Origin of the sequence: Pantoea sp. DY-5, from assembly GCF_019795955.1 — a bacterium.
In the GTDB taxonomy this organism is placed as follows: domain Bacteria; phylum Pseudomonadota; class Gammaproteobacteria; order Enterobacterales; family Enterobacteriaceae; genus Pantoea; species Pantoea leporis.
Map to the genome: position 1 here is coordinate 61,573 of NZ_JAIMIE010000003.1, position 13,118 is coordinate 74,690.

A 13,118-nucleotide genomic window follows, 5' to 3' on the forward strand; every position below is an offset into this window, starting at 1 on the left:
CCCTAAATCGTTCAGGTTGCAGGCACACAGTCAACGCACATGCAACTTGACGTATCTAGGGAAGTGCGTGTTATCCAGGAGAAACAACATGCAAGAAGGGCAAAACCGTAAAACATCGTCCCTGAGTATCCTCGCCATCGCTGGAGTTGAGCCTTATCAGGTGAAACCGGGCGAAGAGTATATGAACGACGCCCAGCTAGGCCATTTCCGTAAGATTCTGGAAGCCTGGCGCAACCAACTTCGGGATGAAGTAGATCGCACTGTGTCACATATGCAGGACGAAGCTGCCAACTTCCCGGATCCGGTCGACCGTGCTGCGCAGGAAGAAGAGTTCAGCCTGGAATTGCGTAACCGCGATCGTGAGCGCAAACTCATTAAAAAGATTGAGAAAACGCTCAAGAAAGTGGATGACGACGATTTCGGTTACTGCGACTCCTGCGGTGTAGAAATTGGTATTCGCCGCCTTGAAGCGCGTCCGACTGCCGATCTCTGCATTGACTGCAAAACGCTGGCAGAAATCCGCGAGAAGCAGATGGCTGGCTAATGGCCGTGAGCAAATTGTTACCGCACAGCCGGGAAAATCCCTGTTTTCCCGACGTGCGGTACACTTCGTTATGAATCCTTCAAACTGCATTGGGCGTTTCGCCCCCTCTCCTTCTGGTGACCTCCATTTTGGTTCGCTGATTGCTGCGTTAGGCAGTTACCTGAGTGCGCGCGCGCAACAGGGACGCTGGCTGGTGCGCATCGAAGATATCGATCCCCCGCGTGAAGTTCCCGGTGCCGCAACGCGTATTTTGCAGCAGCTGGAACATTATGGTCTTTACTGGGATGGCGACGTTTTGTGGCAGTCACAGCGCCACGACGCCTATCGCGCCGCGCTGAGCTGGCTGCAAACCCATCGACAAAGTTACTTCTGCACCTGCACGCGCAGCCGCATCCAGCAGCTGGGCGGTTTTTACGATGGTCACTGCCGCGATTTGCAACTGCCGCCGGACAACGCCGCGCTGCGTCTGCGTCAACATGCGCCGGTTAACGGCTTTGACGATCGCCTACGCGGCCATTTGCAGGCTGAAGCGCAGCTGGCGCAGGAAGATTTTATTATCCATCGCCGTGATGGGCTTTTTGCCTACAACCTCGCGGTGGTGGTTGATGATCATTTTCAGGGCGTGACGGAAATCGTGCGCGGCGCGGATTTAATTGAGCCAACGGTGCGCCAGATTGCGCTGTATCAGCAGTTTACCTGGCCGGTGCCGGATTACCTGCATTTGCCGCTGGCGGTTAATCGCGATGGCAACAAGCTTTCCAAGCAGAATCATGCGCCCGCGCTGCCCGATGGTGATGCGCGGCCGCTGCTGGTGCAGGCTTTGCGCTTTCTTGGCCAGCCGGTATCGCCTGGCTGGCAGGATGAATCGCTGGAAAGCCTGTTGAAACAGGCGGTGGCGCTGTGGAATATCCGCCTGATTCCGTTGCAGAACGGTCTTAAAGAGGATGAAACGACATCACCATTCCTAAATGGTTCTCAACAGGCTATGATTAGCCGCTGATTTTATTAACACCCTTTTTCTCACTGTCGAGGTGTCCCATTTTTACCCGAGTCGCTAATTTTTGCCGGAGAGTCCTCAAGCGTGATGAGGAGGCGCCTGAAGAGGTGGAAGCTGAAAGTCCTGGTCAGATGACTGTCATTCCACGAGAAAGCCACAACATCTCACGCAAAGATATCAGCGAAAACGCCCTCAAAGTGCTCTATCGCCTGAACAAAGCCGGATTCGAAGCCTACCTGGTTGGCGGCGGCGTGCGCGATTTGCTGCTCGGCAGCAAGCCGAAAGACTTTGATATCACCACCAACGCCACGCCTGAACAGATGCGTAAGCTGTTCCGCAACTGCCGTTTGGTGGGTCGTCGTTTTCGTCTGGCACATGTGATGTTCGGTCCGGAAGTGATCGAAGTCGCCACCTTCCGTGGTCATCATCATGAAGAGAGCGAAGAAGATCGCAACAGCTCGCAGCGCGGCCAGAACGGCATGCTGCTGCGCGACAACATTTTCGGCAGCATTGAAGACGATGCCCAACGCCGCGATCTCACCATCAACAGCCTCTATTACAGCGTGGCCGATTTCACCGTACGTGATTACGTCGGTGGCTTGCACGATCTGCACGAAGGCATCATTCGCATGATTGGCGATCCGGAAACGCGCTACCGCGAAGATCCGGTGCGCATGCTGCGTGTGGTGCGCTTCGCCGCCAAGCTGCAGATGCGTATCGCGGCAGAAACGGCCGAGCCGATCCCGCGTCTGGCGACGCTGCTGAATGACATTCCGCCGGCGCGCATGTTTGAAGAGTCGCTCAAGCTGCTGCAGGCCGGTTACGGCTACCGCACCTATCAGATGATGCGTGAATATCAGCTGTTCCAGCCGCTGTTCCCGATGCTGACGCGCGGTTTCACCGCCGAAAGCGACAGCCTGATGGAGCGTATGCTGGCGCAGGTTCTGAAAAATACGGATACCCGCCTGCAAAATGATATGCGCGTCAATCCGGCCTTCCTGTTTGCCGCGATGTTCTGGTATCCGCAGCTGGAATCCGCCGAACGCATTGCGCAGGAAAGCGGCCTGACCTATTACGATGCTTTCGCCTTGTCGATGAACGAAACGCTGGATGAAGCCTGCCGCGCGCTGGCGATTCCAAAGCGTATCACCACGCTGATTCGTGATATCTGGCAGCTGCAGCTGCGCATGTCGCGTCGTCACGGCAAGCGTGCGTGGAAGCTGATGGAGCATCCTAAGTTCCGTGCCGCTTACGATTTGATGGCGCTGCGTGCCGACGTGGAAAACAATCCTGAGCTGCAAAAGCTGACGCATTGGTGGGGCGAGTTCCAGGCGGCGGCACCGGTGCAGCAGAAAACCATGATGACCACGCTGGGCGACGATCCGGCCCCGCGCCGTAAACCGCGCCGTCCGCGTCGCCGTCCAACCGGGCCTCGCACAAACAGTCCGCAATGACCCGCGTTTACCTCGCTTTAGGCAGTAATCTGGCCGATCCGCTGCATCAGGTTGATGCAGCGTTGGCCGCGCTCGATGCCATTCCGCACACCTCGCGCATCGCCACATCTTCCCTGTATCGCACGCCGCCGTACGGCCCGCCGGATCAGCCTGATTACCTTAATGCGGTAGTGGCGCTGAAAACCGCGCTGGACGCCGACGCGCTGCTCGATCATACCCAGCGCATTGAGCTGGAACACGGTCGCGTGCGCAAAGCTGAACGCTGGGGACCGCGCACGCTGGATCTCGATATCATGCTGTTTGGCGACGCCACCATTAACACGCCGCGCCTGACCGTGCCGCATTACGACATGCACAATCGCGCCTTTATGCTGGTGCCGCTGCTGGAAATTGCCCCGCAAGTGTCGCTGCCGAATGGACAAGCCTTATCTGTGATTCTTGCCACCCTGGATCGCAGCGCTATCCGTTTGTGGTCTGAGTAAGCCGTAGTACACTGCGCGCATCAGAAAACTCTGGAGCGTGTGATGAAACCAACAACCCTCTCCCATTTACGCCAGCTCAAAACCAGCGGCCGCAAATTTGCCACGCTGACGGCGTACGACTTCAGTTTTGCCCGCTTGTTTGCCGATGAAGGCATTCAGGTAATGCTGATTGGCGATTCGCTCGGCATGACCGTGCAGGGCCACGAATCAACCTTGCCGGTCACCGTGGATGATATCGCCTATCACACCGCCGCCGTGCGCCGTGGCTCGCCGCTGGCGCTGCTGATGGCCGATCTGCCGTTTATGAGTTACGCCACGCCGGAACAGACCTTCAACAACGCCGCACAGCTGATGCGCGCGGGCGCCAATCTGGTGAAGCTGGAAGGCGGCGAGTGGCTGGCGGAAACCGTGCGAATGCTAACCGAGCGCGCCGTCCCGGTGTGCGGTCATCTGGGCCTGACGCCGCAGTCGGTGAACATCTTCGGTGGCTACAAAGTGCAGGGCCGCGATGAAGCTGCCGCTGAACGTCTGCTGGCCGATGCGCTGGCGCTGGAAGCCGCCGGTATGCAGCTGCTGGTGCTGGAGTGCGTGCCGGTGGCGCTGGCGGAACGCGTGACCAAAGCGCTGTCGGTGCCGGTGATCGGCATCGGCGCGGGCAACGTCACTGACGGCCAGATTCTGGTGATGCACGACGCCTTTGGCATTACCGGTGGTCACATTCCCAAATTTGCCAAAAATTTCCTCGCAGAAACCGGCGACATTCGTGCGGCGATTCGCCAATATATCGCCGACGTTGAAGCGGGCCTCTATCCAGCCGCTGAACACAGTTTCCAGTAAATCAGGAGATTTGCAGTGCTGATCATTGAAACACTGCCGATGCTGCGTCGTGAGATTCGTCGCTGGCGTCAGGCAGGTAAACGTATCGCGCTGGTGCCCACTATGGGCAACCTGCACGACGGTCATCTGACGTTGGTTGATGAAGCGCGCGAGCGCGCCGATGTGGTGGTGGTATCGATTTTCGTCAATCCGATGCAGTTTGATCGTCCCGACGATCTGGCGCGCTATCCGCGCACGCTGCAGGACGACTGCGAGAAGCTAAATCGTCATAGCGTGGATCTGGTGTTCGCACCCGCGCCCGCGGATGTCTATCCGAAAGGCCTGGATAGCCAAACCTTCGTGGAAGTGCCGGGTTTATCATCGCTGCTGGAAGGTGCCAGCCGTCCGGGACATTTCCGTGGCGTCTCCACCATCGTCAGCAAACTGTTTAATCTGGTGCAGCCTGACATCGCCTGCTTTGGCGAGAAGGATTTCCAGCAGCTGGCGATCATCCGCAAGATGGTGGCGGATATGGGCTTCGATATTGAGATTGTGGGCGTGCCAACGGTGCGCGCGAAAGATGGTCTGGCGCTGAGTTCGCGCAATGGCTATCTCACCGCCGACGAGCGTAAAATCGCGGCCGGTCTTAGCCAGGTGATGAACAGCATGGCCGCACGTCTGAGCAACGGCGAGCGCCATATCGAAGAGATTATCGAGCAAGCGGAAGTGGCGTTGCGTGAGAAGGGTTTCCGTCCGGATGGACTGGCGATTTGCGATGCCGAAACCCTACAAGCGCTGAACGTGGACAGCCAGCGCGCGGTGATTTTGATGGCCGCATGGCTCGGCAATGCGCGTCTGATTGATAATCAGCAAGTGGATCTGACGGAGTAGTTTTCCGTCGTTTATTGGCAGCTTAACAAGGTTAGACAGTTATGATTCGCACCGTACTTCAAGGCAAACTGCATCGCGTTAAAGTCACTCAGGCAGATTTGCATTACGAAGGTTCCTGCGCCATTGACCAGGATTTCCTCGACGCATCCGGCATTCTGCAATACGAAGCCATCGACATCTACAACGTCACTAACGGCCAGCGTTTTTCCACTTACGCGATTGCCGCTGAACGTGGCTCGAAGATCATCTCAGTCAACGGTGCCGCCGCGCGCTGCGCCTGCGCTGGCGATATCATGATCATCTGCTCTTACGTGCAGGTCGAAGATGAAGTCGCGCGCAGCTGGCAGCCGAAAGTCGCCTACTTCGAAGGCGATAACGAAATGAAGCGCCTCGCCAAAGCGTTGCCGGTTCAGGTGGCCTGATACAACAAGGGCGGGATTAAATCCCGCCCTTGTTATCGTAGGGTCGCCATTCATGGCGACCTTCTTAAACGCCGCACTAAAACCTACGTCCGCAACCCGCGCCCACGCTGAATCAGCGAATACACCAGCACATAAAACACCACGATAAAGGCGATCAACACCGACAGCGTGAACACCAGCGGCACATCGTTGATGCCGAGGAAACCGTAACGGAAGCCGCTAATCATATACACCACCGGATTCAGCTTCGACACCGCTTGCCAGAACGGCGGCAGCAGCGTCAGCGAATAGAACACGCCGCCGAGGTAGGTTAACGGCGTCAGCACAAAGGTGGGAATCAGGCTGATATCGTCAAAAGTGCGCGCGAATACCGCATTCAGCAGGCCCGCCAGTGAGAACAGAATCGCCGTCAGCAGCAGCGTCAGCGCCACCATTGACCATGAATGCACGTGGAACGGTACGAAGAACAGCGAAATCGCGGTAACCAAAATCCCCACGCACACGCCGCGCGCCACGCCGCCGCCGACATAACCGGCGATGATGATGTGCGTTGGCACCGGCGCTACCAGCAGCTCTTCAATGTTGCGCTGGAACTTGGCGCTAAAGAACGACGATGCCACGTTGGCATAAGCGTTAGTGATCACCGCCATCATGATCAGGCCCGGCACGATAAACTGCATGTAGCTGAAACCGTGCATATCGCCGATGCGTGAACCGATCAGATTGCCGAAGATGATGAAGTAGAGCGTCATGGTGATCACCGGCGGCACCAGCGTCTGAATCCAGATGCGGGCGAAGCGGTTGATCTCTTTGCTCCAGATGCTCTTGAGCGCCACCCAATACAAGTGCGTCATGCTTTCACTCCTGTTTTTCCCTGTGTCAGGCTGACGAACAGCTCCTCAAGGCGGTTAGCTTTATTGCGCATGCTCAGCACCTGCACGCCTTGCGCGCTCAGCTGGCTGAACACGCTGTTCAGACCTTGCTCACGCATCACTTCCACTTCCAGCGTCGAGGTATCGACCAGTCGATACTGGAAGCCTTCCAGCTGCGGCAGCGGGCTGCGCGGTGCCAGATCGAGAATAAAGGTTTCGGATTGCAGCTTGGAGAGCAACCCTTTCATCGAGGTGTTCTCCACCAGCTCGCCGCTCTGAATAATACCGATATTGCGGCACAGCATTTCCGCCTCTTCCAGATAGTGCGTGGTGAGGATGATGGTGGTGCCTTTGATATTCAGCTCTTTCAGGAAGCTCCACATCGAACGACGCAGTTCGATATCCACGCCGGCGGTCGGTTCGTCGAGGATCAGCAGCTTCGGTTCATGCATCAGCGCACGCGCAATCATCAGACGACGCTTCATCCCGCCCGAAAGCATGCGCGCACGTTCGTTGCGTTTGCCCCACAGATCGAGCTGATTCAGGTATTTTTCCGCGCGCTTGTTAGCTTCAGCGCGTTCAACGCCGTAATAACCGGCCTGATTGACCACAATCTGCATTACGGTTTCAAACGGGTTGAAGTTGAACTCCTGCGGCACCAGCCCAAGCTGGCGCTTGGCGTTGACCACATCTTTTTGCAGGTCATAGCCAAACACGCGCACGCTGCCGCCGGTTTTATTCACTAACGAGCTGATAATACCGATGGTGGTGGATTTACCGGCGCCGTTTGGCCCCAGCAGGGCGTAAAAGTCGCCCGCTTCCACGTTGAGATCGAGTCCTTTCAGCGCCTGTACGCCGCCGGGATAGGTTTTGGTCAGCCCGGAAATTTCCAGTGCATATGTCATTGCGAATCCATACCTTGTTGTAGAGACATCAAAGGCCTATGAAAATGGTAATGCGCACGAGCGATGTCGCGGTCATTAACATTAAGAAATCAATGGAGTTTAGCAGAGAGTCGAGCCAGCCCATAAACCGTTGGCTTACGGGCTGCGCAGTGTATCGCAGGCGGGGAAGTTTAGCCTTGGACGATTGTGCGGTTATTCACCGGTCGGGATAACTTTGCCGATATACGGCAGATGGCGATAGCGCTGGGCGTAATCGATACCAAAGCCGACCACGAACTCATCGGGAATGGTAAAGCCAACGAATTCGACGGTGACGTCCACTTCGCGACGCTCTGGCTTATCCAGCAAGGTACAAATCGCCAATGACTTTGGCTCGCGCAGGCGCAGGATTTCACGCACTTTGCTCAGCGTGTTGCCGGAATCGATGATGTCTTCCACGATCAGCACATCCTTGCCGCGAATATCTTCATCGAGATCTTTGAAGATTTTCACATCGCGGCTGCTCGACATGCCGCTGCCGTAGCTTGACGCCGTCATAAAGTCGACTTCATGCGGCACGTCGATGGCGCGGCACAGATCGGCCATAAACATAAAGGAGCCGCGCAGCAAACCCACCAGCACCATTTCGCTGCCGCTGTTGCGGTAGTGCTCGTTGATCTGCTTGCCCAGTTCGGCAATTCGGGTTGCGATCTCTTGCTCGGAGATCATCACGTCGACGGTATGTTTCATTGCATGCGTCCAGTTACGGTTTTTGGAAAGCCACGAAGTCTATCATAGACGAGCCAGCGTCTAACGCCGCGCACAGAACGCAAACGATTCCGTGGCGAAATTTATCGCGCTGGCGTTAACTATAGGAACACGTCCGCCCCTTTACCGCCGAGTTCTGGAGTTCCTATGACCGCTTCATCCAGTAAAAAAACCAAGATTGGTACGCGCGATCTGCACCCGGAAACGCAGATGCTGAATTACGGTTACGATCCGCAGTTATCGGAAGGCGCGGTGAAACCGCCGGTGTTTCTCACCTCCACCTTCGTGTTTAACAGCGCCGAAGAGGGGCAGGACTTTTTCGATTTCGTCGCCGGGCGCAAGCAGCCGCCGGAAGGCAAAACTGGTGGGCTGGTCTATTCACGCTTCAATCATCCCAACAGCGAAATCGTTGAGGATCGGCTGGCGGTGTATGAAGGCGCGGAAAGCGCGGCGCTGTTCTCTTCCGGGATGTCGGCGATTGCCACCACGCTGCTGACGTTTGCGCGTCCGGGTGAAGTGATTCTGCATTCCCAGCCGTTGTACGGCGGCACCGAAACGCTGCTGAGCAAAACGCTGCACGATTTGGAGATCAAAGCGGTGGGTTTCAGCGATGGCACCGATGAAGATAAGGTGCATGAAGCGGCGAAGCTGGCGTGGCAGCGCGGACGCGTGGCGCTGATTCTGATTGAAACGCCCGCCAATCCCACCAACAGCCTGGTGGATATCCAGTTGATGCAGCAGGTGGCGGATGTGATTGCGCAGCAGCAAGGTTCGCGGCCGATTCTCGCCTGCGATAACACGCTGCTCGGGCCGGTGTTTCAACAGCCGTTGCAGCATGGCGCAGATTTGTCGCTCTATTCACTGACCAAATATGTCGGCGGCCATTCGGACTTGATTGCCGGTGCGGTGCTGGGTAGCAAAGCGTTAATCGGCAAGGTACGTTCGCTGCGCAGCGCCATCGGCACGCAGCTGGATCCGCACTCCAGCTGGATGATTGGCCGCTCGCTGGAAACGCTGTCGCTGCGCATGGAGAAAGCCACCAGCAATGCCGAAAACGTGGCGGCGTTTTTACGCGATCATCCGCAGGTGGAGAAACTGCATTGGCTGCCGTATCTGGCGGCTGAAAGTCCGGCGGGCAAAACGTATCAGCGCCAGTGCAGCGGCGCGGGTTCAACTTTCTCGTTTGATATTCGTGGCGGGCAAGCGGCGGCGTTCCGTTTCCTTAATACGCTGGAACTGTTCAAGCTGGCAGTGAGCCTCGGCGGCACCGAGTCGCTCGCCAGCCATCCTGCCAGCACCACCCATTCGGGCGTGCCGCAGGATGTACGACAGCGTATTGGCATCACCGATGCGACCGTGCGCTTGTCGATTGGGATCGAACATCCTGACGACCTGATCGAGGATATTCGCCTGGCGCTGGAGGCGTCGGTTAACTGACGCTAAAACCGAGCATCATGCCGGTATCTTCATGCTCCAGTAGATGGCAATGCGCCATGTACGCATTGTCGGCGTTAGCGACATAGTTGAAGCGCACCAGCACTTCGCTGCGCCAGCCGTTAACGCTGACCATGTCCTTCCAGCCTGCGCGATGCGGTGCAGGCGGCTTGCCGTTTTCTGACAGGATGCGGAACTGCGTGCCGTGAATGTGGAACGGATGCAGCATGTGATCGCCTTCACCGGAAATCGTCCACTTCTCGACTTTGCCCAACTCCACGTTGAACATCGGCTTGGTCATGTTAAATGCCTGACCGTTGATCTTGTTGCCATTATGGAAATCATAGGCGGCAGTTTTGCCGTGGCTGCCGTGATCCATCGCCATATCGCCATGATCCATCGGCTTCGCGCTATCACTCATCGCCATGTTGCCATGATCCATTTTCATGCCGCCCATGGCTTTATCGCCGTAACGATCCATAAGCGCCTGCATACCTTGCTGATCAAGCTGCGGATCCATCATCAGCTGCAGCCAGCGGCTTTGCAGGCCTTCGGTGGCGGGAATGGGCGGCAGATCCACCAGCTTGTCCGGCAGCGTACCGCTGGCCATTACGCGCAGCGGCAGAATGTTGACCAGCGGCAGCGGTTGGTCAAACGGCGCCAGCGTCATGCCCATCTGCGTCACCGGCAGCGTCACCACGTCGAAGGCTTTGCCATCTGACGTATCCACCAGCACTTCAAAACGCTCGCCCGGCAGCAGCGGCAAGCTATCCACTTTCACCGGCTCGGCCAGCAACCCACCGTCGCTGCCAATTACGTACAGCGGACGTTGATCGCTGGTGGCGATATGCAGCGAACGCGCGTTACAGCCGTTAAGCAAACGCAGACGCAGCCAGCCGCGTGGCACCGCATGCTGCGGATATTGCACGCCGTTGGTGAGCATCATGTCGCCAAACCAGCCGACGGCGGCACGCATAATATCCAGCTGATAATCGATTTGCGTTCCGGCTTTGTTCAGCTGCTTATCCTGGAAAATCAGCGGCACATCGTCTTCGCCCCACTGCATCGGCAAACGCAGCTTGCCGGACGCTTCATCTTCCAGCAGCACCAAACCCGCCAGACCTTGCGCCACCTGATAACCGGTTTTGCCGTGGTGATGCGGATGGAACCAGCAGGTCGCGGCGGGTTGATCGGGGGTGAAACTGACCTGACGCGTCGCGCCGGGCGCAATAATCCCTTGCGGGCCGCCATCAACATCGCCGGGGATCTCCAGCCCGTGCCAGTGCAAGGTGGTGGCTTCCGGCAGCTGGTTATGGATGTTCACCGTGACGGCTTTTTCGCGTTGCAGACGCAGCGCGGGTCCGAGCAATCCACCGTTGTATCCCCAGGTAGGCACCGCTTTGCCATTCCATTGGCTGCTACCGGTCATGGCGGTCAAGGTGTATTGCCCGCGGGCATCAGGCTGCAAAATGGAGGGAATCGGTAATAATGGGCGCGTGGCGGCCATTAGTGAGCGGCTCCACAGCGGCAGCGCACCGGCGGCGCTGAGTGCGGCAGTCAACTTTAGAAAATGACGACGTTGCATATTCTTATCCTTGTCGTGAATAAGGGCACAGCGTAAACCTTTACCCTGCGGGAGGGTCAAGCCCTGAAACAGATTGCACTGATAAAATTGGTGGGAATGGCCCGAAAGGGCAAATTTAGCGGAATACCGGCAATAACTGTGCTAACGTCAATAAATTGTCCCTTGTTGAGAATGATTATGACGAAAAGCATCAAGATCCTGCTGCTGGCGGGACTCCTTGGCTTCTCCTCCACCAGTTTTGCCCTGAGCGAATCCGAAGCAGAAGATCTGGCCGACCTCACCGCCGTGTTCGTTTATCTCAAGAACGATTGTGGCTATCAGGATTTGCCGGACGCACAGATTCGTAAAGCGCTGGTGTTTTTCGCCCAACAAAACCGTTGGGATTTAAGCAACTACAGCAATTACAACATGAAGTCGCTGGGCGAAGAGAGCTACAAGGATTTGAGCGGCATCGCCATTACCAACGACAAAAAGTGTAAGTCGCTGGCGCGCGATTCGCTGAGTTTGCTGGCTTACGTTAAGTAATCGTTGCCCGCTGTCCCCCTCCTCGAATGGTGCTTGCTGTCCCCCTCCTCGGTCCTCCCCCCACAAGTGGGGGAGGAAGATGCTGCAATATGCGGCTCTGAGGTTGCATGTGGCAGCGTCTCCTTCCCCCGCTGGCGGGGGAAGGCCGGGATGGGGGACAGCCAGCACAATCCCAATCTCAATCTAAACTGTTAACTCCAAGCCAATACCACGCTCGCGTAGATCCCGGCACACCGCTTCATCCAGACGCGCATCCGTCACCACATCGGTCAGGCTATCAATCGGCGCGGCGCAATACAGCGACCATGAACCGTATTTACTGCTGTCCGCCAGCAGAACACGGCGGCGCGCGTTGGCCAGCAGATCCATCTTCAATCCGGCTTTCTCTTCGGTTGGCGTGGTAATCCCGCGTTCGATGCTCCACGAGTTGCAGCTGACAAAGGCAATATCAGGATTGATGCTGCGCAGCAAACGGCGACCGTGTTCGCCAATGCACGACTGGCTGGAATCGTCGATACGTCCACCAATAATGGTGGTTTCGATTTGCTTAAACTCGGACAGAAACAGCGCGATATGCAGATCGGCGGTGATGACGCGCAGCTTGAGGTGCGTCAGCTGGCGCGCCAGCTCCAGCATGGTGGTGCCGGCATCCAGCACCACCGCATCACCCGACTGCACATAGCTGGCGGCAAATTGCGCGATGGCCTGCTTCTCGGCGAGGTTACGCTGCATCTTCTCCAGCGTGGTGGGCTGATTAGGGATAAAGCGATTCAGCGTAACGCCGCCGTGGCTGCGGCTAATAACGCCTTCCTTATCCAGCTTGATCAGATCGCGGCGGATCGTTGCTGGCGAGGCGGAAATAGCGCTCACCAGTTGTTCAACAGTGACCAAATTATGGCTCTTCAGATAGTCCATAATCTGGTCGAGACGGCTTTGTCCCTTCATCTTTCCCTATGCAAGCTGCATCGCGAGTTTAATGGAGATCGCCATGCTCGCAGAGTTCGCTTTACCTGTCCAGGCGATATCAAACGTGGTGCCAGAGGTGCTTATCCACGTCTATCATCATCTGAGTACAGCTGTTATTTACCGGCAATAAACAGGCGATAAGCGGCAATCACTGCGAGAAAATCGTCGACGCCACAGAAAGAGAGGCTCTCTTCGTCGTAATAAGTCATGCCCTCTTCCATGCCGTCATCTTCCAGCGCCAGCTGGTTGGCACGAATCATCACCTCTTCATCATCCAGCCACAGCGTGTACTCATGCCCGACACGCTGCCACTGATTGATGGTGCCTTTCACCTGTTGGGCGGCGGCCTCAACCTCATCCAGCAACGGCAGATTGTCTTTGACCTCTTCGTTGAACCAGTGCCCCACCGCTTCGTGGTCCATCGACATACGCACTTTGACCTGACCGGTCAAATCACGCAGAAATTCATATTCCATGA

General features: G+C 56.7%; 15 protein-coding genes and 1 pseudogene. 9 read left to right on the top strand and 7 right to left on the bottom strand.

Going from position 1 to position 13,118, the window contains the following annotated elements:
• Positions 1-88: 88 nt before the first annotated feature.
• From dksA to panD, 7 genes are all read left to right on the top strand, one after another.
• Complete coding sequence (gene dksA / locus K5Y30_RS11365) at positions 89-544, top strand: RNA polymerase-binding protein DksA (protein WP_007888770.1); 456 nt, start codon at positions 89-91, stop codon at positions 542-544.
• A 70-nt stretch (positions 545-614) separates the two neighbouring features.
• Complete coding sequence (gluQRS, locus tag K5Y30_RS11370; protein ID WP_222211471.1) at positions 615-1,544, top strand: tRNA glutamyl-Q(34) synthetase GluQRS; 930 nt, start codon at positions 615-617, stop codon at positions 1,542-1,544.
• Positions 1,545-1,582: 38 nt separating this feature from the next.
• Positions 1,583-2,995, top strand: a complete 1,413-nt coding sequence (pcnB, locus tag K5Y30_RS11375) for a polynucleotide adenylyltransferase PcnB (RefSeq protein ID WP_206098210.1) — start codon at positions 1,583-1,585, stop codon at positions 2,993-2,995.
• The gene (gene folK, locus K5Y30_RS11380) at positions 2,992-3,477 is read left to right on the top strand and encodes a 2-amino-4-hydroxy-6-hydroxymethyldihydropteridine diphosphokinase (protein ID WP_222185289.1); all 486 of its coding nucleotides are present in this window, start codon (positions 2,992-2,994) and stop codon (positions 3,475-3,477) included. Before pcnB ends, folK begins: the two co-directional genes overlap by 4 nt.
• 42 nt (positions 3,478-3,519) lie before the next feature.
• Positions 3,520-4,314, top strand: coding sequence for a 3-methyl-2-oxobutanoate hydroxymethyltransferase (gene panB / locus K5Y30_RS11385; protein WP_222211472.1), 795 nt, complete (start codon positions 3,520-3,522; stop codon positions 4,312-4,314).
• A gap of 15 nt (positions 4,315-4,329) precedes the next feature.
• The gene (panC, locus tag K5Y30_RS11390) at positions 4,330-5,184 is read left to right on the top strand and encodes a pantoate--beta-alanine ligase (RefSeq protein ID WP_222211473.1); all 855 of its coding nucleotides are present in this window, start codon (positions 4,330-4,332) and stop codon (positions 5,182-5,184) included.
• A 41-nt stretch (positions 5,185-5,225) separates the two neighbouring features.
• A complete protein-coding gene (panD, locus tag K5Y30_RS11395) occupies positions 5,226-5,606 on the top strand; it encodes an aspartate 1-decarboxylase (protein WP_007888760.1) in 381 nt (126 codons plus the stop codon).
• 83 nt (positions 5,607-5,689) lie between these two features.
• Here panD and K5Y30_RS11400 read toward each other — a convergent pair whose 3' ends face one another.
• The 3 genes from K5Y30_RS11400 to hpt form a co-directional block, all read right to left on the bottom strand.
• The gene (locus K5Y30_RS11400; RefSeq protein WP_101762076.1) at positions 5,690-6,460 is read right to left on the bottom strand and encodes an ABC transporter permease; all 771 of its coding nucleotides are present in this window, start codon (positions 6,458-6,460) and stop codon (positions 5,690-5,692) included.
• On the bottom strand, positions 6,457-7,383 hold the full coding sequence (locus tag K5Y30_RS11405; protein WP_008108526.1) for an ABC transporter ATP-binding protein: 927 nt from the start codon (positions 7,381-7,383) through the stop codon (positions 6,457-6,459). The genes K5Y30_RS11400 and K5Y30_RS11405 overlap by 4 nt, the downstream gene beginning before the upstream one ends.
• Before the next feature lie 192 nt (positions 7,384-7,575).
• Positions 7,576-8,112, bottom strand: coding sequence for a hypoxanthine phosphoribosyltransferase (hpt, locus tag K5Y30_RS11410; RefSeq protein WP_222211474.1), 537 nt, complete (start codon positions 8,110-8,112; stop codon positions 7,576-7,578).
• A gap of 165 nt (positions 8,113-8,277) precedes the next feature.
• Between hpt and K5Y30_RS11415 the strand changes: the two genes are divergently transcribed.
• Positions 8,278-9,567 carry a cystathionine gamma-synthase family protein gene (locus K5Y30_RS11415; protein WP_101762079.1) on the top strand — a complete coding sequence of 430 codons (1,290 nt, stop codon included), beginning with the start codon at positions 8,278-8,280 and terminating at the stop codon, positions 9,565-9,567.
• Here K5Y30_RS11415 and cueO read toward each other — a convergent pair.
• Positions 9,560-11,149, bottom strand: coding sequence for a multicopper oxidase CueO (gene cueO, locus K5Y30_RS11420; protein ID WP_222211475.1), 1,590 nt, complete (start codon positions 11,147-11,149; stop codon positions 9,560-9,562). The genes K5Y30_RS11415 and cueO overlap by 8 nt on opposite strands.
• A gap of 177 nt (positions 11,150-11,326) precedes the next feature.
• On the opposite strand from cueO, the gene K5Y30_RS11425 reads away from it, so the two are divergent.
• On the top strand, positions 11,327-11,674 hold the full coding sequence (locus K5Y30_RS11425) for a YacC family pilotin-like protein (protein ID WP_007888732.1): 348 nt from the start codon (positions 11,327-11,329) through the stop codon (positions 11,672-11,674).
• A gap of 183 nt (positions 11,675-11,857) precedes the next feature.
• Here K5Y30_RS11425 and K5Y30_RS11430 read toward each other — a convergent pair whose 3' ends face one another.
• From K5Y30_RS11430 to yacL, 3 genes and pseudogenes are all read right to left on the bottom strand, one after another.
• Entirely contained in the window at positions 11,858-12,619 is a 762-nt protein-coding gene (locus K5Y30_RS11430; protein ID WP_101762081.1) for a DeoR/GlpR family DNA-binding transcription regulator, read from the bottom strand.
• A 6-nt stretch (positions 12,620-12,625) separates the two neighbouring features.
• Positions 12,626-12,712 (bottom strand): annotated as a pseudogene (locus tag K5Y30_RS11435) (hypothetical protein); the annotation flags it as partial.
• A 41-nt stretch (positions 12,713-12,753) separates the two neighbouring features.
• On the bottom strand, positions 12,754-13,116 hold the full coding sequence (gene yacL / locus K5Y30_RS11440; protein WP_101762088.1) for a protein YacL: 363 nt from the start codon (positions 13,114-13,116) through the stop codon (positions 12,754-12,756).
• Positions 13,117-13,118: the final 2 nt, after the last annotated feature.

What these genes read in the sequence shown, in the direction of transcription:
- dksA (WP_007888770.1), top strand. Translation starts at nt 89, where the DNA reads ATGCAAGAAGGGCAAAACCGTAAAACATCGTCCCTGAGTATCCTCGCC.
- gluQRS (WP_222211471.1), top strand. Translation starts at nt 615, where the DNA reads ATGAATCCTTCAAACTGCATTGGGCGTTTCGCCCCCTCTCCTTCTGGT.
- folK (WP_222185289.1), top strand. Translation starts at nt 2,992, where the DNA reads ATGACCCGCGTTTACCTCGCTTTAGGCAGTAATCTGGCCGATCCGCTG.
- panB (WP_222211472.1), top strand. Translation starts at nt 3,520, where the DNA reads ATGAAACCAACAACCCTCTCCCATTTACGCCAGCTCAAAACCAGCGGC.
- panD (WP_007888760.1), top strand. Translation starts at nt 5,226, where the DNA reads ATGATTCGCACCGTACTTCAAGGCAAACTGCATCGCGTTAAAGTCACT.
- K5Y30_RS11400 (WP_101762076.1), bottom strand. Translation starts at nt 6,460, where the DNA reads ATGACGCACTTGTATTGGGTGGCGCTCAAGAGCATCTGGAGCAAAGAG.
- K5Y30_RS11405 (WP_008108526.1), bottom strand. Translation starts at nt 7,383, where the DNA reads ATGACATATGCACTGGAAATTTCCGGGCTGACCAAAACCTATCCCGGC.
- hpt (WP_222211474.1), bottom strand. Translation starts at nt 8,112, where the DNA reads ATGAAACATACCGTCGACGTGATGATCTCCGAGCAAGAGATCGCAACC.
- K5Y30_RS11415 (WP_101762079.1), top strand. Translation starts at nt 8,278, where the DNA reads ATGACCGCTTCATCCAGTAAAAAAACCAAGATTGGTACGCGCGATCTG.
- cueO (WP_222211475.1), bottom strand. Translation starts at nt 11,149, where the DNA reads ATGCAACGTCGTCATTTTCTAAAGTTGACTGCCGCACTCAGCGCCGCC.
- K5Y30_RS11425 (WP_007888732.1), top strand. Translation starts at nt 11,327, where the DNA reads ATGACGAAAAGCATCAAGATCCTGCTGCTGGCGGGACTCCTTGGCTTC.
- K5Y30_RS11430 (WP_101762081.1), bottom strand. Translation starts at nt 12,619, where the DNA reads ATGAAGGGACAAAGCCGTCTCGACCAGATTATGGACTATCTGAAGAGC.
- yacL (WP_101762088.1), bottom strand. Translation starts at nt 13,116, where the DNA reads ATGGAATATGAATTTCTGCGTGATTTGACCGGTCAGGTCAAAGTGCGT.